Below are 20,695 nucleotides of genomic sequence, written 5' to 3'. Positions count from 1 at the left end.
CCAGTAGTGGACTGACACAGCTAAAACTGTGCATTAGTTTTTAACTTGAAAATTCTTACTTTTGACTTTTGACTGTCTTGAGTGCGTCTTACATTCTGAGGAAACCTCGCCAATTAGCACTCGATGAATGACTTTTGAATTGAATCTAATGCACCATTTTAGATGTGTCAGTCTACTACTAGATACTGCTGTACAATACCTATACAATTCCAGCAAAACTCGGTAAAACCTGGTAATGCAAGTCTTAGATGTTTGCTTCTTGCTTCAACCTGGGAGGCCGCCCTCTTCCAGTTCACAAGCGTAAATTCGGGCACAGCCTTCCCTATTTTCTTGATTAACTTCCCCATACTGAGATAACACCAGTGCAGCATTCAAGTCCCGGTCTATTCTTATTCCACAGTGAGGACAGTCAAAGGTGCGGTCTTTTAGCTTTAATTCTTGATTAATGTAACCACAACTATGACAAGTTTTGGATGACGGAAACCACTGGTCGGCTAGCACTACCGTCCCACCAGAGCTTACGATTTTGGTTGTCAATCGTTCTCTAAATTGATAAAATCCTTGGCGGGCTATAGACGCTGCCAACTTACCATTTTTCATCATCCCTTTAACATTTAAACTCTCTAAGCAGACATGCTTAATTTGAGTCACTAATTTTGTAGTAATTTTCTCTATGAAATCTCTACGCACATTAGCAATACGACCATGGTACTTCGCGAGTTTTTTGTAATATTTAATGGCATTTTTTGAAGGTGGTTTATCTTTACCTCCTAGTTGTTTATTCCGATTGCGCCATTGAAACTTAGCCAGCAATAATAGCTCAAGTTTTATAGAGTCTGGGAGGCTTACAACAACGTTATTCCCCTTTTCTTGGTTCGCTATACTTGCAAATTGTTTAACCCCAACATCTATACCAAAAGTTTCGTATTGTCGCTCATCTAATAGGGGATGAACTGGCAACTTCTCAGCTTCAATACCAAAACTAACAAACCATTTTTCCCCTGTTCTACTAATAGTAAAAGTCTGACTTGCTGTGGTATAAGGAATTGATTCCCATAATCGAAAAATCCCTAATGTTGGTATTTTAATTTTTTTACCAGGACTAATAGTTACTTTTCCATTACCGTCATAAACCGTAAAAGATTGTCGGTCTTTTTTCCTTTTCAACTTAGGATACTTACTGATTCCTTCTTTATACCGTTTAAATGCTTCACCTAGGTGTTGAAAAGCACTTTGGTAAATGCGAGAGGAATAATTGTTGATCCATGCATATTCTGGTTGCTTTTTCACATAGTTAGTAAAGACTTTTTTAGCTTCTAAAATGCGTAATGCGTAACTTAAGGTAACTTTCTGACCTCGTTTGTTAACTTTGGTCATGCCAGAAGTTCCATTAACCATATTGAGGCCATAGTTGTAAACGAAACGAGCATAACCAGCGCATTGAGCCATAAATGAACGCTCTTGGTTACTGAGTTTTAATTCGAGTTTTTTGGCGTACAATCAAATCACCTCCAAGCAGATTATCAATTATTTTTTTTGTCAAGTCAAAAAAATCCCCTTTTTTTTTCAGTTATTGCCGGAAATTGCCATAGATATTGATACTAGCAATCAGCTCCTTCCTCCTTGCTTCTTCTTCCCTCTTCCTTCTTCCTTTAAATATCAAAAAATAAGCACTACTATGAGAAAAATCACGAGGTTTTAAATAACCATTATTTATCATTTTTAGAATAACTTTTTCTTTACTTTCACCAACTGTTTCTAAATCAGTTAGACATTCAACTTCAGGATGAGGAGGTGCTTCATAAGGTAAGTCAATGCCAGTAAATTCTTTAATTCCTCCAGCTCTGGCAAGTTGATAAAGTCCTTTTTTGTCTCGTGCTTCGCATACTTCTAAAGGTGCATTAACATATACTTCCATAAAATTACCAATTCTTTTTCTAACCTCAGCTCGAACTTGATTATAAGGAGAAATAGCAGATACTAAAACAATCACACCATTACGAGTTAAAAGATGAGCTAAAAACCCAATTCTGCGGATATTTTCATCTCGGTCAACTTTACTAAAACCCAAACTTTTACCAAGGTCTTGACGAACAACAGTACTATCAAGAACTTCTACCGTATAACCAAGCGATCGCAACTCTTCTGCCACAGCTAAACTCAGAGTAGTTTTACCAGCACAACTTAAACCAGTAAACCACACTGTTACACCATTTTGATTGATTTTTTCCATTCACAACATCCTTTCAACAATTAATAATTAATAATTAATAATTAATAATAACAATTACCTCTCCTGGAAAAAAGATGATTGACGCGGTAGGGAAAATTTTTTCTTTTTTCTCCTTTAAAGGAAAGGCTTTAAACCTTAATTATTGGCTAAAAAACAAAATTTAAATCCCGAATAAAAATAGGAATTTTAGGAATTTAAAGTTTCATTGTTTTCTTGACTTAGATATTTCTACTATGATACTATAACTGTTTAACTTGCTAAAAGTCAAACATAGTGTAAAATGTAACTGCTCATTTAGTTATAAGTTATAGAAGCTATATTAAAACAGTAAAAATTATCCTTTCTGTGGCGGGTTTAATATCCCACCGTCAAGGGGGGTGCCTAAAATTGTTTGGGGTTTGTAGACACGGAGTGGCGTGTCGAAGACTATCCATAAACAATTTTTCCTTCTGCCTTCTGCCTTCTAATACCATTTCTCAAAAAAAATTCTACATTTTATTGAGTAGGGGACCCACCCCTAACCCCTCCCAGGAGGGGAAGTAGGGGAGTGGGGGAGTAGGGGAGAAGTAAAAATAATAATAATTAATATTAAATTGACTCAAATTAGCAAAAAATCTTAGGATAGTTTAATTACTTAATAACTGAAGTGTTACCTAAGTATAGAATTACTGTTGGTAATTGGTATAAATTCTTCAATTTAAATTCCTCATATCATCGCCTATTTAATCTCCACAACTTAACTCATATAAATGGAAAATATTAGACATCTTCGTAGTTGGTTACGCATATCTCGTCAACCTCAGTATCGTTGGGCTTGGTTTGTAGCTGCAGCACTGATCTATGTAAGTATTCTCCTGTTTCCAATAGCAGGAATAGAACAAGAGGCAAAAGGAGCATTAGCAGTATTTGGAGTAACAGCTTTCCTGTGGGCAACGAATACCTTACCAGTAGCAGTCACAGGTTTAATGGTCTTATTTTTAATCCCCCTCAGTGGCAGTATGTCTGCCACAGAAACTTATGCTTATTTCGGCAACAAAGCAGTATTTTTCGTATTAGGAGCATTTATTTTAGCCAGTCCTATTCAACGTTCGGGACTGAGTACCCGTCTAGCACTAACAGTAGTTTCCCGTTTTGGCAATACCCAGAATACTTTAATTGCCTCTATTTTAATTCTTTCCGCCGTAATGTCTTTTGTGATTAGTTCCTACGCTGTGACGGCAATGTTATTTCCAGTAGTGATAGAAGTTATACAAGCAGCAGGAGCTAAACCCGGTGGACGTTTTGGACTAGCAGCATTCTTAGCTTTAGGGTGGGGTTGCGGTATTGGTGGTATTGCAACTTTACTTGGAGGTGCCAGAGCGCCACTAGCATTAGGAGTTCTTCGCAGCACCACTAATGGAGAATACGATGTCAGTTTTGTGGAATGGTTTATTTGGTCTATTCCTTTGGTCGTATTACTGTTGACAGTGGCTTATGTAATCTTACTTCAAATAGGAAAAGGTACAGTTGTGTCTTTACCAAACGCTCTAAAATTTCTCAAAATTAGGTCAAAAAGTCTGGGAGGAATTTCACCAAGAGAAATTGGTACATTAGTATTAGTGACAGGGATAGTTTTATTGTGGATTTTTCGAGGAACAGTTTGGGGACTAGATACAATAGCTTTCTTTGGGGTGATGTGTAGCTTCATTTTTGGGTTGGCAAGTTGGCAAGAAGTAGAAGAAGATGTTAACTGGGGTATTTTTTTGATGTATGGTAGTGCTATTGCTCTAAGTGCAGTGTTAAGAGATACGGGGGCAGCACTAGCATTAGCAGAAAGCTTATTGGGATCGTGGATTAATTCTGGTTTAATTTGTTTTATAGCAATGGTTTTGATTATTACTATCTTGACAGAAGGAATGAGTAATGCTGCTGCTGTGGCAGTTTTGATGCCAGTTGGACTTGCTTTAGCAGCTAAATATGGCATAGACCCTAGAGCAATGACATTGGGTATTACTCTGCCATCAGGTCTGGCTTTTCTTTTGCCAGTAAGTACCCCGGTAATGGCCATTATTATTGGTAGTGGTTATGTGTCTCCTGCTGAAGCTTTTAAGCGTGGCTTATTGCTAAAATTAGTGGGGACTTTGATATTCTTGGCAATGGCGAAATTTTATTGGCCTTTATTTGGGCTGGGAGTTTGAATAATTAATAATTAATAATTAATAATTAATAATTAATAATTAATAACTGGAGAGTACAAAGTTATTCCCAAGAACAATTAGCATTGAAAGCTGAAAGAATTGCCGTAAAAGCCTTACAGTATTTACAGCTCTGAATAAAGAGTTTTTAACCTTTAGATTGCTGAAAGCCTTAGCTAGCAATATTTATTTCAAGAACTTTGCACTGTCTAGTTAATAATTAATAATTACCTCTCCTTGAAAAGAAGAGGATTGACTCAGAGGAAAATTTTTTCTTGTTTCTCCTTGAAAGGAGAGGCTTTAAACTTTAATTATTCGGTAAGATATGAATATTTGGTTAGTGGTTGCAAATCCCTATGCTTACGATAAAGCAATGTGGAAAGGAATTTCAGAAGCTCAACAAAATCAAGCCAAATTGAGAGTTGTGTTTTTATTAATAATAATTCAATTAATGATGTTATTGGGGAACTGGGGCAGACTGGTTGGTTGGGTTCTAATCCTTTGCATAAACTTCAAAACTCTATGTTGGATGGTTATCGCGCTCTAGCTAATGATGTTTTGAAGCGGGTAAAGCGTAAAGCTAAAGAAAAAGAAGTAAAATTAGACATTCAGGAAGTAATAGAAAGACCTAGTTTAGAAGAATATCTGTTTGAGCTTGTAGAGGAAGATGCAATAAAAATTATTGTTGCTGGCCCTCAGCTACTTACTGCTAAAATTGGCAACTTACCAAGTATAGCAGAGTATCTTGAGGAAGATTAAAAACAATTAATAATTAATAATTAATAATTAATAATTAATAATTAACAATTACTTCTTCTTTTCAAGGAGAGGATTGACTCAAAGGAAAAATTTTTCTTGTTCCTTTTTTAAAGGAGAGGCTTTAAACCTTAATTATTCGGTCAATAATATTATATTCAAATAATCAGTTATATCAGAAGGAAGAAGGAAAAATCTGGCGTTGTTTGAGTTTTAAACTTTTGAGATATCTGCACCCTTTACTTCAACTGCTATATCAAAAAACATAGCTTCTTGCTGATGAACAATCTCCCTCCGGATTTTCTATTACTTACTATTTTTAGATAAATTTATTTCTCTGAATTGAACGACAAAATCTATATGTTCCTGCTTTTTTTTTCTGATTCCTCGCATATATATAATCTTGACGAAAGAAGTGAATCTGATGGTACAAGTTAAACATAAATTTCAAAGCTTTGAAGAATATTTATCATACAGTAACAATTCAGAAAAACTCTGTGAATTATTTAATGGTGAATTAATTGAAATGCCTCTTGAATCAGGTTTAAATGTTGAAATTGCTAATTTTTTGTTATTGAGATTTGCCTTACTTTTAGGTCATCGTAGAGTACGGGGTCAAGGATTAGAATTAGAGGTTAGAGGTGAGCCGAAAAACTGCTATCCCGATCTGACTATAATCCGAGAAGAACATATTCAATTATTATCAAAATGGAATACAATTCGCCTGTCTATGTCGCCTCCTTTATTAGTTGTTGAAGTTGTTAGTCCTGGAGAAATACAAAGAGAGAGAGATTATATTGCGAAGAGAATTCAATATCAAGATTGTGGTATTCCTGAGTATTGGATTGTTGACCCTGAAACTAAAACTATTCTAATATTAGAATTAATCGGCAAAAATTATACAGAAGTCGGTAGTTTTTCTGGTAATGATTTAGTATTGTCTCCTGGATTTAGAACCCTTAATTTGAAAGTATCTACAGTTTTTGATGGTTGAAGAAGGAAGAAGGAAGGATTCAACAATTAATAATGAATAATGAATAATTAATAATTAATAATTAGGGCTTGCTGATTAAGTCTAAAAGTCAGGATAGCTGATGTTCAACAATGAATAATGAATAATGAATAATGAATAATGAATAATGACCTCTCCTTGGAAAGAAGAGGATTGACTAATAATGAAAATTTTTCTTTATTATCCCCTTAAAAGGGGAGGTTTTAAACCACAATTTTTCGGTAATCGAGCTTTTTATATTCAGTTTATCTCCTAGTTATTTGCTCTTATCGGCATCAATTTACTGAAATTCTATACTGAAATTCAAGAAAATTTCTTCATATAAAATTGCCGAAACCTTTGCCTGTTTCGCCCATCTCCGCGTCTCCGTGTCCTACCCCCACCAACTAATTTTTTCAGCAGACCTTAATTAGGGCTTGCTGATTAAATCTAAAAGCATTGACATATAAAGAGAAGTGCATTTTTGTGGTAGAAAAAAGTGCGCTTGTTTCAGTCTAAAACCCTCAAAAAGGAGCGTATTTTAGCCACATAGTTGGGCAGAACAATCTTGGGAAAATTCTTACTCCTACCTCCTCGTTCATTCCTATTTCTCCTATCTCCTACCCCAGCAAAAAGACTTTCCATAAGCAAACCCTAAATATTAGTAAAACTACCGACTGTCAAACTTTAAAAACGACAATTTGTCAAACTTTTATTCGTTAAAAATTACTGTATAATACCCCGAGAATAAATCCAAAAATCACTTTTGGGTCTGTTCAATAAAGCTTTTTCTTATTTGATAAAAATGCTGATTTTTTTGAAAATAAAATTATATTTCACCCTAAATAGTATTATCTTTTCTTATTACAGTAGTGAGTCTAACTTTACCGAAATATTATGGTTTAAAGCCTGCCCTTTTAAGGGGATAATAAATAAAAATTTTCATAATTAGTCAATCCTCTCCTTGAAAAGAAGAGGTAATTCTAAATTCTAAATTCTAAATTCTAAATTCTTGAAGATACTAATGAACGATTTAATTACCTCTGTTGCCTTTAGCCGGACTGATTTTGCAGTAGGAACAACTCCATTATCCATTATTAGTGGTAATTTTAATGATGATGGAAACTTAGATTTAGCAGTTGTTAACTTTGAAAGTAATGATGTTTCCTTGCTATTAGGAGATGGCTTGGGAAATTTTAGCGGTCCAACAAATTTTTCAGTGGGTCAAGCTCCTACATTTATTGCGACAGAAGATTTTAACAGTGATGGAATATTAGACTTCGCTGTTGTTAACAACTTAGATAACAATGTCTCAATTTTACTGGGGGATGGCTTAGGTAGTTTTGATGCTCCTGTTAATTTTCCAGTAGGCGATAGTCCTGTTCCTCTCGGAGTTGGAGATTTCAATGGTGATTCTTTCTTCGACCTAGCAGTTGTAAACTTTGGTGGAAATGATGAGGGAGGAGACGACGTTTCAATTCTGCTAGGAGATGGTCAAGGTAGCTTTAATCCTATCTCAGAAACTTTTGCAACTGGTGATGGACCTTTTTCTATTACTGTGGGAGACTTTGATGAGGATGGCAATGAAGATTTAGCCATTGCTAATTCTTTTAGCGATGATGTTTCCATTCTTTTTGGCAACGGAGATGGTACATTTAGCACTCCAACTAACTTTGTAGCTGGAGATCGACCTGATGCAATTATTAGCAGCGATTTGAATCAAGATGGAAATCTAGATATAGTCGTTGCTAATGCAGATACTAATGATATTTCAGTTTTTCTAGGAGATGGTACAGGAGATTTCAGTCGTACTGATTTTCCAGTTGGACAACTTCCTCCTGGTATTGGAGTAGGAGATTTTGATGGAAATGGTACTGAAGATTTAGCAGTTGCCAACTTTTTCAGTGATAGTGTCTCAATTTTACTAGGAGATGGCTCTGGAAATTTTGATAATCGGAATGATGTGACAGTGGGAACCGCCGCTAGAGCAGTAGCTACTGGAGATTTTAACCAGGATGGTCGTCTAGATGTGGCAGTGGCCAACTTTGGCACTGAAGAAGTACCGAGCAACGAGATTTCTGTTTTGCTCAATACAGGTTCATTGATAAAAGGAAGTAATGATAACGATACTTTAGTTGGTGGTAAAGGCGACGATACTTTAGTTGGTGCAGAAGAGGACGATACTTTAGTTGGCGGTAAAGGCAATGATTTCCTCTACGGCAACGATGGTGATGATATTTTAGAAGGACGTCCTGGTTTTGACCACTTGTTTGGTGCCAGTGGTAACGATATTCTTAGTGGGGGTATTGGTCGCGACAGACTTAATGGTGGAGCTGGAAACGACCAGTTAATAGGAGGTGGTAGTATTGACCGCTTTATCTTTAATACTAATCAACCATTTCAGTCAAATGATTTAGGTATAGATACGATCGCTGATTTTTCCCAAGCTCAAGGAGATATTATTCTTCTAGACCGCAATACTTTTACTACTATCAACAGTGAGTCAGGAACTGGGTTTAGTATTACTGGTGAGTTTGCCACAGTTACCGATGACCAATTGGCAGCAACGGTTGATGCAGTTATTGTCTACAATAGTGAAAATGGCAATTTATTCTATAATTCTAATCGTAGCGAAAATGGTTTCGGTAGTGGAGGTCAGTTTGCTACTTTGACCAATACTCCATCATTACAAGGAGATGATTTTTTCCTCAGAGGTTAGGAAATTTTACAGCGCTTTTTTTGATTGCGGTCGTGGGGTCGAGGGATTGCCAGGTCTCGGAGCTGTCCGACCATCGACCAAGAGAAGAAAACATTTTCTTTAAACGTCAATCCTCTTCTTTTTAAGGAGAGGTAATTAGGGCTTGCTGATTAATTCTCAAAGTATTGACTGTTAATCATTTGAGCATTTTTTTGTTGAAAAAAGTACAAGCTTTGGAATGGAAAAAGCTCAAAAAGTGAGTATTTTAGGATGATTATGGCAGAAAAATTAAAGGACAATTTTTCCGACTACCTCTTCTAAATTTCCATTTCTCCTGTCTCCTGTCTCCTGTCTTCTGTCTCCTGTCTCCTGTCTCCTGTTTCCTGTCTCCTGTTTCCTACCTCTACTAAAAGACTTTTGAGCACAAACCCTAATTATTAATTATTAATTATTAATTATTAATTATTAAGCCCCCATCCCCGAATATTGCTTTAACCCTTTTCGCCACAACCAACGATTTAATCCCAAAAATATTGCACCCCAACCAAACATCATTAATAACCCGTGCCCAATATCCACAGGCAACCCCACTAAGATAGAAGCAGGAAAATAAACTATATAAGGAAACGGAGTCCATAATACTATTTGATGCACTGATTCTGGAAACACTTCTAATGGAGCAGTTATTCCCGATAAAAATATATAAGGTAAAAACCAAAGCTGCTCAAGCGCACTAGATTTTTCTATCCAAAAGGCAAATAAAGCCAATGTATACTGAATTAAAAATCGTAATGCAAATGCCATTACTACTACAATTAAAAATAACAAAATATCGCTCAAATTTGGCAACCAAAATATCCGGGGATAGAGAACAAAAAATAATAATATTAAACCTAAAACAAAAGGTCCTCTCGCCAACCTTTCTGCAATATGACCAAAGAAATGATGCCAAACTGGATCTATCGGTTGTAATAATTTAGGAGATAATTTCCCTTGAACTACTTCTTTTTCAAAATCCCAAATCACCCAAACAGGTGTGATTGCACGGGCAAGAAATACAGCTAAGAAATAATGAGAAAACTGTGATTTATCTAATGCAAATTCACCTATTCCTGAAGCTTTTACCCAGATTCCCATCATAATAAAAGGCAAAGAAGATGACAACACCCATAAGAGGAGTTCGGCTCTATATTCTAACATATAGGCGTAGTAAGTAGATAGAAAAACTTTGGCTATTTTGATGATTTTTTTCATGGTTTTTAATGGTTGAAGAAGGAAGAAGAAAGAAGAAAGAAGAAAGAAGGAAGAAGAAAGAAGGAAGAAGGAAAAATATTATTAGTATTATATTAGGCACAAGCCCAACCAAATGCTACTTGATTTTTATGATATTTGCACTGAGTAATATGACCACAACCAGCATCCCCAAACATAAAAGGTAAATTATCCTCAGAATCAACCTGAAAAACTAACCGCATTCTTTCATTACAAATCGGACAATTAGGATATTCTATTCCCTGAACCCATAAAGGCCAACCTGCTAATTTATCTCCTTCAATTGGGAAATTATCGAAAAATAATTCATCTAAATTAAAATTTAATTCTACACCAAGTTCTGCTGCTTCTTCATAATTAGGATAATCTTCTAGATATTGCCAATCGACAATTAATTTAGGAGGAAAAAATTCTTGATTTTCAGGAATTTTTACATCTTGGGCTTTTCCTTCTGGTTGAACGATTCTAATTAAATGAATGTCGGAAAATGGTTCCCATCCTTCATAATCGCAATCACAAAGTAGTTCTGCATTAGTGCAATAAAACATCTGTAAAATACCGCTACCAAATTCATTTTTTAATGCTTCTGGTAAGGTATTAAGGTTTAGCTGAAGAAAGAATTGTAAAGGATTTTGGCAATGGGGACATTTCGGCCATTGCTCGTCTTTTCCTAACCAAGGTTTACCAGCAAATTTAGAATCTGTTAAAGCACCATCTCCATCAATAGTTATTGGTTTCCAAGCGTGATGTTTATAGGGTTGAATTTTTGGGGGAATATTAGTCATAATATTTATTTGTAGAAAGAATTAATCAACTATTTAGAGGATAGTAATTAATTGAAAAAATTGAACGTTTCAGATTATTTATTACATTAGTTCATAAATTAGTAGTTTAGCGATCGCGTCAATCAATAAGACGAAGAAAATGCTAACTGATGTTTATGATTTTGACATTGAGTAATATGGCCGTGAGCTGTTCTACAACCTATAAAAGGGGAGTTACCTTCTGAATAAAGTTGAAAAACTAATTCCATTCTTTCACCACAAATCGGACAATTAGGATACTCTATATTTTGTTCCCAAAAAGGCCAGCCTCCTAATTGATCTCCTTCAATTGGATATTTTTCTAGAGATGAGTAGTATTCATCAAAACTTAGTTCAATGCCTATTTCCTGAGCTTCTTCAAAATTAGGATAATCGTCTAATTGTTGCCAACCAACTATTAGTTTTGGTTGATAAATATCTTCAATTTCAGGAATTTCTACATCTCTTGCTTCTGTTTCTGGCTGAATAATTCTGAGAAAATGAATATCTGAAAATGCCTCCCATCCTTGATAATCTAATTCGCAAAACTCGTCTCCATATACATTCGTATATGTACAATAAAACATTTGTAAAATTCCACTGCCAAACTTATTTTGTAATGATTCTGGTAATTGATTTAAGTTTAGCTGAAAAAAGAATTCTAAAGGATTCTGACAATGAGGACATTTCGGCCATTCTTCATTTTTTCCTAACCAAGGTTTACCTGCAAATTTAGCTAAATCGCTCTTGAGCAGATCGCCATAATCTGTGATTTGGCGACCAGATGAATCGGCGTTCAATAATTGATAATTGATAATGGATAATTGATAATTACCTCTCCCTAAAAGGAAGAGGATTGAATCAAAGGAAAATTTTTTCTTGTTTCTCCTTAAAAGGAGAGGCTTTAAACCTTAATTATTCGGTAAATTAATGGGAGGAGATGTTCCATTAATTTACAAATTTTTATGTTATCATCGAATTACGCTGGTTTGAGCTAATCGCCGCCAGTAATGAACCATGAAAATTCAATAGGATATGGGGTTGTTGGCCTAAATTCCTAGTCAACCGTGGGAAAACATAAAATCTTATTGCGGAACTAGGTGAGCAGTTTTTTATGTCCAAAAAGAGCGGCAGGGCATTCCGTTCTTAAAGCACGCGCTTGCCCGACGGGATACCGGGGCTGCGAAACGAGAGAGCTTATACTATAGCACCTGCTTAGTGTGGGAGTATGTCACAAGCAGTTAAATCCCCATCTCCATCAATAGTTATTGGTTTCCAAGCATTACGTTTATAGGGTTGAATTTTTGGGGGAATATTAGTCATTTCAGTTATCAGTTATCAGTTATCATCAACTCGGTAATTGCTGTAATATAATTCAGAAAAATTCCTACTTTTGACTTTTGACTTTTAAATTTTGACTTAAACTATACTTTTCCTGCACGAAAAACTCTACCAATAACCTCCTCAATAGGTGGGTCAGTCACAGTCAAATCTTGCACTTCTAATTCTGCCAAAATCTGAGCTACAGTTGCCGTTAAATTTTCCCGGCGTACTAACAAATGTATTGACTGACCTTCCAACATTTCCACCTCCCCATAATTAGATAAATGTTGCTCAAAATTATCTACATCTGTAGACACAGGATTAAGTAACTCTATTTGTACCTCTCGATAAGGAGCAAAGCGATCGAGTAAACCATCTAAACTCCCATCATAAATTAACTGACCTTGATATATTAACAATACACGCTTACACAAAGCCGTAATATCAGCCATATAATGACTCGTCAATAACACAGTTGCCTGATAACGTTGATTATATTCTTGCAAAAACTCCCGCACTGCAACTTGTGCATTTATATCTAAACCTAAAGTTGGTTCATCCAAAAATAAAACTTTCGGTTGATGCAACAACGCCGCCATCAACTCTGCTTTCATCCGTTCCCCCAGAGATAATTTTCTGACTGGTTGCTTCAACTTTCCCTCCAGGGACAACATCTCCGTTAATTCCATTAACCTTCTGTAATATTCTTTGTCAGAAAGACCGTAAACAGCAGCATTAATTTTCAGCGAGTCTAACACTGGTAAATCCCAAATTAACTGTTGTTTTTGCCCCATAACTAAAGTAATTTGCTCTAAAAATTCTCTCTTGCGTTCAAAGGGGACATAATCAGCTACCTTAACTATACCGTTAGACGGATGAATTAAACCTGTCAGCATTTTCAGAGTAGTAGTTTTACCAGCGCCGTTAGGTCCGAGAAACCCCACTACCTCCCCCGGGTCTATTTCAAATGTAATATCTTCAACTGCCTTAACATATTGGTAGTTGCGACGTATAAAATGACGTAGTGTTCCCTTAATTCCTGGTTCTTTGATAGCTACTGGGTAAATTTTACTCAGATTTTTAGCGACTATAATAGACATAACTTTTGAATATTAATTTGAGTTACAGACAACATTCGACATAAATAGGACAGCAAAAATTTAGCATATTTAGGAGACATACTAAGTTATGGTACTTACTGAAGATTTTTCAGATTCTTTTCCTCGTTTATTGGGAACAGGTGGTGATGATAATGAGATTCTCACAGTAGAGCAAGCTAATTCTTTTCCTGGGGGAGTATTAGCTCTTAGTGGTGATGATACCATTACTGGTTCATCTGTCAACGACTTAATTTTTGGTGGTAGAGGAGAAGACGAGTTATTTGGAGAGAATGGTAATGATAGTTTGTATGGCAACAAGGATACGGATTTTCTCAATGGTGGTTTTGGTGATGACATATTGTATGGAGGTAAAGGTACCGATCTATTAAATGGTGGAGAGGGTAATGATACTTTAATTGGTGATGCTGGTGTTGGTATTTATAAAGGTGGTTTGGGAAGTGATGTATATGTTTTCAGAACTGAGTTAGCAGGAATAACACAAGATTTAAGTGGTGTTATTTCTTTATTTCCAGGAATTCCCAGTACTGCTGAATTGCCTAATGCAATTATTACTGATTTTAACTCTTCTGAAGATATTATTGGATTAACAGGAGGGATGACAAAATCCGATCTGATATTTGAAGATTTTAATAGTTTTGAAGAGTTTGGAATTAATGCAAATTTGATTTTTCCATTTATCGATGATGAAGTCGAACTTTTACCTAAGGCAGGTCTTTCACTACAGGATTTAGACCCAAATAATGATGGTGTTTTAGAGGGTACTGCGATTAAAATGAGTGGTACAAATCAACTCTTAGGATATGTGTTGAACACAAGTTCGGCAGAAATAGCTGCATTGCCAGAGTCACAGTTTGTTAGTGTGAATTTTTAAGGGAACAGGGAACAGGGAATAGGGGATAGGGAATAGTGGGAAAAATATCAGGACTTATATCATGTCCGGTTGAACAGTGATAAATAAATAACTACGGAGTCCTCAGGAGTCAAACCACCCCTCGCCCCTCCCCTCCCAACCCACCCCTAACCCCTCCCAGGAGGAGGGGAAGTCAGGAGTCAGGAGTCAACCCACCCCTCGCCCCTAACCCCTCCCAACCCACCCCTAACCCCTCCCAGGAGGAGGGAAGAAAGAAGAAGAACTGGAGTTGAAGGAGAAAGTTTTTTTATAACTAATTATCCGGACATGATATTACCCATGCAACTCCCTTGAACACCCCATATATAGGGGCGAATGGCATTTGCGTTCCGCAGAGCTGCCGAATTGCGCCCTCACTCGATTTATTGTTAGTGTGAATTTTTCATGAAATATAGCAGGGAACAGAGAATAGGGAATAGTGGGAAAAATATTAGGACTTACGCAAATTCACCTTGAAAACGCCATAAGTAGGGGCGAATGGCATTCGCCCGACTCCCCGACTCCCCGACTCCCCGACTCCCCGACTCCCCGACTCCCCGACTCCCCGACTCCCCGACTCCCCGACTCCCCGACTCCCCGACTCCCCGACTCCCCGACTCCCCGACTCCCTACTCCCCTACTCCCCTACTCCCTACTCCCCTACTCCCTCTTTTAGGAATATAACTTAGCTACAGAAACAGTAAGCTCTCCGTTATTATCATCAGGATAAGTATCAACAAAAAAGGCATACAAAGTAGTCGTTTCCAGGACCTCTAACGTTAGTGTTTCGTGAGACCCATTCAAAGTTGACCAGGTTTGCCCAACCGGAATATTCGTCTTTTTATTCTTCACCTTTCCACCAAAAATCCAAAGTAAAACAAATGGTTCACCAGAGGGACAAATATTAGAACCGTAACTAAATGTACCACTTTTAATCCGCACAATATAAATCCCTGGTTCAAGGGTTTTAGAGACGGCCGTTTCTTGAAGTCCCTTAATTTGTGAATCATTGAGTGAATAGCAATTGTTACGACTATGGACAACAAGATGCTGAATCTCACAGTCGCCAGGGGTGATGTTACTTGTTGCGATCGCTGTTTCTTCTTTACTTCCTGATACTGGAGATATTACATCTGCACCAATAATTGGTTTAGTTGGTTCACCAATTGTTTTTACCTCTGCAATATCATCAGTTTGAGCCAAAATAGGCATTCGTAGTGGATTAGAACGAGCAATCATTAGCCACTGCAAACTATCAGTGACATAACCAATCTCTGCTAAATAATCAACATAGCGGGGAGAAGTAATATTAATAGGTATTTCTTTTTTCTGGATAGACTCCTCACAATCGTATTGTTGTATCTTTTGAGCTGTTTGTGATTCTATATCAACATCTGTAACATCATAAATCCGCAATTGATATTGCTGTCCACCTTGTTGTTTTGCTGCATCCTTAGCAGCTTGAGACACTACTAAATGAACACAAGCACTCTGGCGATCGTGAGGTACTATAGTAATCCAACTGGATTTCAACACTTCCTCTGGAATCGTTGCTGTAGAGGGAGTTCCGTCTAAATGTGTACTTTTTTCTTCATCACTGTCTACAATCAAATTAGGTACAGGTATCCAGATACGATTAGAACGAGCCAATTTTAACCACTCACCATCATCAGTGACATAGCCTATTTCTGCTTGATATTCACGTTCTTTTACAAAAACAGGTGCTTGCATTTGCTGAGTAGATTCCTCACAATCGTAGGCTTGTACATTGTATGCTGGCTGTGTATCCAAGTCAATACCTGTAACATCATAAATTCGCAACTGGTATTGTTCTCCCCCCTGTTCTTTGATTGCATTTTTCGCCACTTGAGGAACTTCCCAAACCACCATCATATTCTCTTCATTCTCAGGAGTAATAGTAATTTGACAGGGAGGTAATACCCATTTTACTGGTGCTTTACCTAATAATTCTGGTTCTTTTGCTACACCTATATTTTTATTTTCATCTACACGATCTTCTGAGATCCGAACTCGGTTAGAACGAGCCAATGGTAGCCATTGACCATCATCAGTAGCATAGCCTATTTCTGCTTGATATTCGCAATCATCTAGTAAGCTTCCTACTTGCCACTGCTGATTTGACTCTTCGGAATCATAATACCTGGTACTGTGAGCTGTTTGTGAGTCTAGGTCAATATTTGTGACATCATAAACCCGCAGTTGATATTGTTTACCTCCATATAATTTAGCTGCATCTTTGTCTGCTTCTGGAACTGACCAAGTTGCTGATGCACTTTTACTATGATTAGATTTCAGATTTATTTCACTATTTAGTTCCCGTTTTCGATTTGCCCATGCTACTAATAACCCTGGTCCTACTAATCCTAATGCTATTTGCCCTAGTCCTATACCATCTGTTGGAGTTGTTTGATTTCCATCAACTGGTGTTGTTTCTGTATCAACGGTCGTTGTTGGTGTATCTGTCGTATCTAACCCTGCTTCTGGTGTTGAAACTCCTATACTTTCATCCCCATCCACAGGAACGACAGTTTCTGCTGTTAATATCCTGATTTTCTCTGAACGAGCTAACTTTAACCAATGACCATCATCAGTCACATAACCTATTTCTGCCTGATACTCATGTTCTGCTGCCAGGTTTTCTAGTTGTTTGTCCGTGGTTGACTCTGAGCAATCATACTGCTGCACACTTGGAGCTGGTTGTGAGTCTAGCTCTATATCTGTGACATCATAAACCCGCAGTTGATATTGCTTACCTCCTAGTGATTTGGCTGCATCTTTGTCTGCTTCTGGAACTGACCAAGTTGCTAATGCCGTTTGATTGGGTTGTGCTGTGAGATTTATTTCACTATTTTTTGCTTGATTTGCCCATGCTGCTAATAACCCTGCTAATCCTAATCCTCCTACTATTGGTGCTACTCCTATGCCATCTGTGGGAGTTTCATCAACGGAAGTTGTTGGTGTCTCCGTCGTATCTAACCCTGCTTCTGGTGTTGAAACTCCTATACTTTCATCCCCATCCACAGGAACGACAGTTTCTGCTGTTAATATCCTGATTTTCTCAGAACGAGCTAACTTTAACCAATGACCATCATCAGTCACATAACCTATTTCTGCCTGATACTCATGTTCTGCTGCCAGGTTTTCTAGTTCTTTGTCCGTGGTAGATTCTGAGCAATCATACTGCTGCACACTTGGAGCTGGTTGTGAGTCTAGCTCTATATCTGTGACATCATAAACCCGCAGTTGATATTGTTTACCTCCATAGGATTTTGCTGCATCTTTGTCTGCTTGTGGTACTGACCAAGTTGCTAATGCCGTTTGATTTGGTTGTGCTGTGAGATTAATTTCACTATTTTTTGCTTGATTTGCCCATGCTGCTAATAACCCTGCTAATCCTAATCCTCCTACTATTGGTGCTACTCCTATGCCATCTGTTGGAGTTTCATCAACGGAAGTTGTTGGTGTCTCTTTCGTATCTACCCCTACTTCTGGTGCTGAAACTCCTATACTTTCATCCCCATCCACAGGAATCGTACAGTTTCTGCTGTTGATATCCTGAGTTTCTCTGAACGAGCTAACTTTAACCACTCACCATCATCAGTCACATAACCTATTTCTGCCTGATACTCATGTTCTGCTGCCAGGTTTTCTAGTTCTTTGTCCGTGGTTGACTCTGAGCAATCATACTGCTGCACACTGGGAGCTGGTTGTGAGTCTAAGTCTATATCTGTGACATCATAAACCCGCAGTTGATATTGTTTACCTCCATAGGATTTGGCTGCATCTTTGTCTGCTTGTGGTACTGACCAAGTTGCTAATGCCGTTTGATTTGGTTGTGCTGTGAGATTTATTTCACTATTTTTTGCTTGATTTGCCCATGCTACTAATAACCCTGCTAATCCTAATCCTCCTACTATTGGTGCTACTCCTATGCCATCTGTGGGAGTTTCATCAACGGTCGTTGTTGGTGTCTCTTTCGTATCTACCCCTGCTTCTGGTGTTGAAACTCCTATACTTTCATCCCCATCCACGGTCGTGACAGTTTCTGCTGTTAATATCCTGATTTTCTCTGAACGAGCTAACTTTAACCAATGACCATCATCAGTCACATAACCTATTTCTGCCTGATACTCATGTTCTGCTGCCAGGTTTTCTAGTTCTTTGTCCGTGGTTGACTCTGAGCAATCATACTGCTGCACACTTGGAGCTGGTTGTGAGTCTAGCTCTATATCTGTGACATCATAAACCCGCAGTTGATATTGCTTACCTCCTAGTGATTTGGCTGCATCTTTGTCTGCTTCTGGTACTGACCAAGTTGCTAATGCCGTTTGATTTGGTTGTGCTGTGAGATTTATTTCACTATTTTTTGCTTGATTTGCCCATGCTATTAATAATCCTGCTAATCCTAATCCTCCTACTATTGGTGCTATTGGTATGCCATCTGTGGGAGTTTCATCAACGGTCGTTGTTGGTGTCTCTTTCGTATCTACCCCTGCTTCTGGTGTTGAAACTCCTATACTTTCATCCCCATCCACGGTAATGACAGTTTCTGCTGTTAATATCCTGATTTTCTCTGAACGAGCTAACTTTAACCAATGACCATCATCAGTCACATAACCTATTTCTGCCTGATACTCATGTTCTGCTGCCAGGTTTTCTAGTTCTTTGTCCGTGGTTGACTCTGAGCAATCATACTGCTGCACACTTGGAGCTGGTTGTGAGTCTAGCTCTATATCTGTGACATCATAAACCCGCAGTTGATATTGCTTACCTCCTAGTGATTTGGCTGCATCTTTGTCTGCTTCTGGAACTGACCAAGTTGCTAATGCCGTTTGATTTGGCTGTGCTGTGAGATTTATTTCACTATTTTTTGCTTGATTTGCCCATGCTACTAATAACCCTGCTAATCCTAATCCTCCTACTATTGGTGCTACTCCTATGCCATCTGTGGGAGTTTCATCAACGGTCGTTGTTGGTGTCTCTGTAGTATCTACCCCTGCTTCTGGTGTTGAAACTCCTATACTTTCATCCCCATCCACAGGTAACGACAGTTTCTGCTGTTAATATCCTGATTTTCTCTGAACGAGCTAACTTTAACCAATGACCATCATCAGTCACATAACCTATTTCTGCCTGATACTCATGTTCTGCTGCCAGGTTTTCTAGTTCTTTGTCCGTGGTTGACTCTGAGCAATCATACTGCTGCACACTTGGAGCTGGTTGTGAGTCTAGCTCTATATCTGTGACATCATAAACCCGCAGTTGATATTGCTTACCTCCTAGTGATTTGGCTGCATCTTTGTCTGCTTCTGGAACTGACCAAGTTGCTAATCCGCTTTGATTTGGTTGTGCTGTGAGATTTATTTCACTATTTTTTGCTTGATTTGCCCATGCTGCTAATAACCCTGCTAATCCTAATCCTCCTACTATTGGTGCTACTCCTATGCCATCTGTGGGAGTTTCATCAACGGAAGTTGTTGGTGTCTCTGTCGTATCTACCCCTGCTTCTGGTGTTGAAACTCCTATACTTTCATCCCCATCCACAGGAACGTGACAGTTTCTGCTGTTAATATCCTGATTTTCTCTGAACGAGCTAACTTTAACCAATGACCATCATCAGTCACATAACCTATTTCTGCCTGATACTCATGTTCTGCTGCCAGGTTTTCTAGTTCTTTGTCCGTGGTAGATTCTGAGCAATCATACTGCTGCACACTTGGAGCTGGTTGTGAGTCTAAGCTCTATATCTGTGACATCATAAACTCGCAGTTGATATTGTTTACCTCCATAGGATTTGGCTGCATCTTTGTCTGCTTCTGGAACTGACCAAGTTGCTAATCCACTTTGATTTGGTTGTGCTGTGAGATTTATTTCACTATTTTTTGCTTGATTTGCCCATGCTGCTAATAACCCTGCTAATCCTAATCCTCCTACTATTGGTGCTACTCCTATGCCATCTGTTGGAGTTTCATCAACGGAAGTTGTTGGTGTCTCTTTCGTATCTACCCCTGCTTCTGGTACTGATATTCCCGTACTTTCATCTCCATCCACGGTCGTGGCAATTTCTTCTGCTGATATCCTGATTTTCTCTGAACGAGCTAACTTTAACCAATGACCATCATCAGTCACATAACCTATTTCTGCCTGATACTCATGTTCTGCTGCCAGGTTTTCTAGTTCTTTGTCCGTGGTAGATTCTGAGCAATCATACTGCTGCACACTTGGAGCTGGTTGTGAGTCTAAGTCTATATCTGTGACATCATAAACTCGCAGTTGATATTGTTTACCTCCTAGTGATTTTGCTGCATCTTTGTCTGCTTCTGGAACTGACCAAGTTGCTAATCCACTTTGATTTGGTTGTGCTGTGAGATTTATTTCACTATTTTTTGCTTGATTTGCCCATGCTGCTAATAA

15 protein-coding genes and 1 pseudogene are annotated in these 20,695 nt (G+C 37.9%); 5 read left to right on the top strand and 11 right to left on the bottom strand.

Annotated elements, in window-relative coordinates; all coding sequences use genetic code 11:
* Positions 1–264: 264 nt before the first annotated feature.
* Positions 265–1,500: a transposase gene (locus SAGCYANO_RS09560; RefSeq protein WP_237396015.1), complete on the bottom strand. Its 1,236-nt coding sequence runs from the start codon at positions 1,498–1,500 to the stop codon at positions 265–267.
* A gap of 199 nt (positions 1,501–1,699) precedes the next feature.
* A pseudogene (cysC, locus tag SAGCYANO_RS09555) lies at positions 1,700–2,224 on the bottom strand (adenylyl-sulfate kinase); the annotation flags it as partial.
* 758 nt (positions 2,225–2,982) lie between these two features.
* Between cysC and SAGCYANO_RS09550 the strand changes: the two are divergent.
* The 4 genes from SAGCYANO_RS09550 to SAGCYANO_RS09535 all read left to right on the top strand — a co-directional run bounded on the left by SAGCYANO_RS09550 (position 2,983) and on the right by SAGCYANO_RS09535 (position 8,873).
* Positions 2,983–4,410 carry a DASS family sodium-coupled anion symporter gene (locus SAGCYANO_RS09550; protein WP_202219861.1) on the top strand — a complete coding sequence of 476 codons (1,428 nt, stop codon included), beginning with the start codon at positions 2,983–2,985 and terminating at the stop codon, positions 4,408–4,410.
* 372 nt (positions 4,411–4,782) lie between these two features.
* Positions 4,783–5,166 (top strand): hypothetical protein, encoded by a 384-nt coding sequence (locus SAGCYANO_RS09545; RefSeq protein ID WP_202219860.1) that lies wholly within the window; start codon positions 4,783–4,785, stop codon positions 5,164–5,166.
* Between the two features lie 421 nt (positions 5,167–5,587).
* Positions 5,588–6,157, top strand: a complete 570-nt coding sequence (locus SAGCYANO_RS09540) for a Uma2 family endonuclease (protein WP_202219859.1) — start codon at positions 5,588–5,590, stop codon at positions 6,155–6,157.
* Positions 6,158–7,178: 1,021 nt separating this feature from the next.
* Positions 7,179–8,873, top strand: coding sequence for an FG-GAP-like repeat-containing protein (locus SAGCYANO_RS09535; RefSeq protein WP_202219858.1), 1,695 nt, complete (start codon positions 7,179–7,181; stop codon positions 8,871–8,873).
* Between the two features lie 444 nt (positions 8,874–9,317).
* Here the strand turns inward: SAGCYANO_RS09535 and SAGCYANO_RS09530 are convergent, their stop codons facing one another.
* The 4 genes from SAGCYANO_RS09530 to SAGCYANO_RS09515 form a co-directional block, all read right to left on the bottom strand.
* Positions 9,318–10,106, bottom strand: a complete 789-nt coding sequence (locus tag SAGCYANO_RS09530; protein WP_202219857.1) for an ABC-2 family transporter protein — start codon at positions 10,104–10,106, stop codon at positions 9,318–9,320.
* A 92-nt stretch (positions 10,107–10,198) separates the two neighbouring features.
* Positions 10,199–10,909 carry a DUF1963 domain-containing protein gene (locus tag SAGCYANO_RS09525; protein ID WP_202219856.1) on the bottom strand — a complete coding sequence of 237 codons (711 nt, stop codon included), beginning with the start codon at positions 10,907–10,909 and terminating at the stop codon, positions 10,199–10,201.
* A gap of 122 nt (positions 10,910–11,031) precedes the next feature.
* The gene (locus SAGCYANO_RS09520) at positions 11,032–11,727 is read right to left on the bottom strand and encodes a DUF1963 domain-containing protein (protein ID WP_202219855.1); all 696 of its coding nucleotides are present in this window, start codon (positions 11,725–11,727) and stop codon (positions 11,032–11,034) included.
* A gap of 624 nt (positions 11,728–12,351) precedes the next feature.
* The gene (locus SAGCYANO_RS09515) at positions 12,352–13,350 is read right to left on the bottom strand and encodes an ATP-binding cassette domain-containing protein (RefSeq protein WP_202219854.1); all 999 of its coding nucleotides are present in this window, start codon (positions 13,348–13,350) and stop codon (positions 12,352–12,354) included.
* An 88-nt stretch (positions 13,351–13,438) separates the two neighbouring features.
* Here SAGCYANO_RS09515 and SAGCYANO_RS09510 point away from each other — a divergent pair, with 88 nt between their 5' ends.
* Positions 13,439–14,242, top strand: coding sequence for a calcium-binding protein (locus SAGCYANO_RS09510; protein ID WP_202219853.1), 804 nt, complete (start codon positions 13,439–13,441; stop codon positions 14,240–14,242).
* A 690-nt stretch (positions 14,243–14,932) separates the two neighbouring features.
* On the opposite strand, the gene SAGCYANO_RS09505 is transcribed toward SAGCYANO_RS09510, so the two are convergent.
* The 5 genes from SAGCYANO_RS09505 to SAGCYANO_RS09485 form a co-directional block, all read right to left on the bottom strand.
* Positions 14,933–17,869: a DUF4912 domain-containing protein gene (locus SAGCYANO_RS09505; RefSeq protein WP_202219852.1), complete on the bottom strand. Its 2,937-nt coding sequence runs from the start codon at positions 17,867–17,869 to the stop codon at positions 14,933–14,935.
* The gene (locus SAGCYANO_RS09500) at positions 17,785–19,320 is read right to left on the bottom strand and encodes a DUF4912 domain-containing protein (protein WP_202219851.1); all 1,536 of its coding nucleotides are present in this window, start codon (positions 19,318–19,320) and stop codon (positions 17,785–17,787) included. Before SAGCYANO_RS09500 ends, SAGCYANO_RS09505 begins: the two co-directional genes overlap by 85 nt.
* Positions 19,307–19,825: a DUF4912 domain-containing protein gene (locus SAGCYANO_RS09495; protein ID WP_202219850.1), complete on the bottom strand. Its 519-nt coding sequence runs from the start codon at positions 19,823–19,825 to the stop codon at positions 19,307–19,309. Before SAGCYANO_RS09495 ends, SAGCYANO_RS09500 begins: the two co-directional genes overlap by 14 nt.
* Positions 19,804–19,995, bottom strand: a complete 192-nt coding sequence (locus SAGCYANO_RS09490) for a DUF4912 domain-containing protein (protein WP_202219849.1) — start codon at positions 19,993–19,995, stop codon at positions 19,804–19,806. The genes SAGCYANO_RS09495 and SAGCYANO_RS09490 overlap by 22 nt, the downstream gene beginning before the upstream one ends.
* Positions 19,982–20,695: DUF4912 domain-containing protein (locus tag SAGCYANO_RS09485; protein ID WP_202219848.1), on the bottom strand; the 714-nt coding region annotated here is incomplete at its 5' end. The genes SAGCYANO_RS09490 and SAGCYANO_RS09485, both read right to left, overlap by 14 nt.

Source organism: Okeania sp. KiyG1 (assembly GCF_014132355.1).
Lineage (GTDB): Bacteria > Cyanobacteriota > Cyanobacteriia > Cyanobacteriales > Microcoleaceae > Okeania.
The sequence above is the reverse complement of the archived record's forward strand: the minus strand, read 5'-3'. Positions and strand labels throughout refer to the sequence as shown.

What these genes read in the sequence shown, in the direction of transcription:
- SAGCYANO_RS09550 (WP_202219861.1), top strand. Translation starts at nt 2,983, where the DNA reads ATGGAAAATATTAGACATCTTCGTAGTTGGTTACGCATATCTCGTCAA.
- SAGCYANO_RS09540 (WP_202219859.1), top strand. Translation starts at nt 5,588, where the DNA reads ATGGTACAAGTTAAACATAAATTTCAAAGCTTTGAAGAATATTTATCA.
- SAGCYANO_RS09515 (WP_202219854.1), bottom strand. Translation starts at nt 13,350, where the DNA reads ATGTCTATTATAGTCGCTAAAAATCTGAGTAAAATTTACCCAGTAGCT.
- SAGCYANO_RS09530 (WP_202219857.1), bottom strand. Translation starts at nt 10,106, where the DNA reads ATGAAAAAAATCATCAAAATAGCCAAAGTTTTTCTATCTACTTACTAC.
- SAGCYANO_RS09525 (WP_202219856.1), bottom strand. Translation starts at nt 10,909, where the DNA reads ATGACTAATATTCCCCCAAAAATTCAACCCTATAAACATCACGCTTGG.
- SAGCYANO_RS09510 (WP_202219853.1), top strand. Translation starts at nt 13,439, where the DNA reads ATGGTACTTACTGAAGATTTTTCAGATTCTTTTCCTCGTTTATTGGGA.
- SAGCYANO_RS09535 (WP_202219858.1), top strand. Translation starts at nt 7,179, where the DNA reads ATGAACGATTTAATTACCTCTGTTGCCTTTAGCCGGACTGATTTTGCA.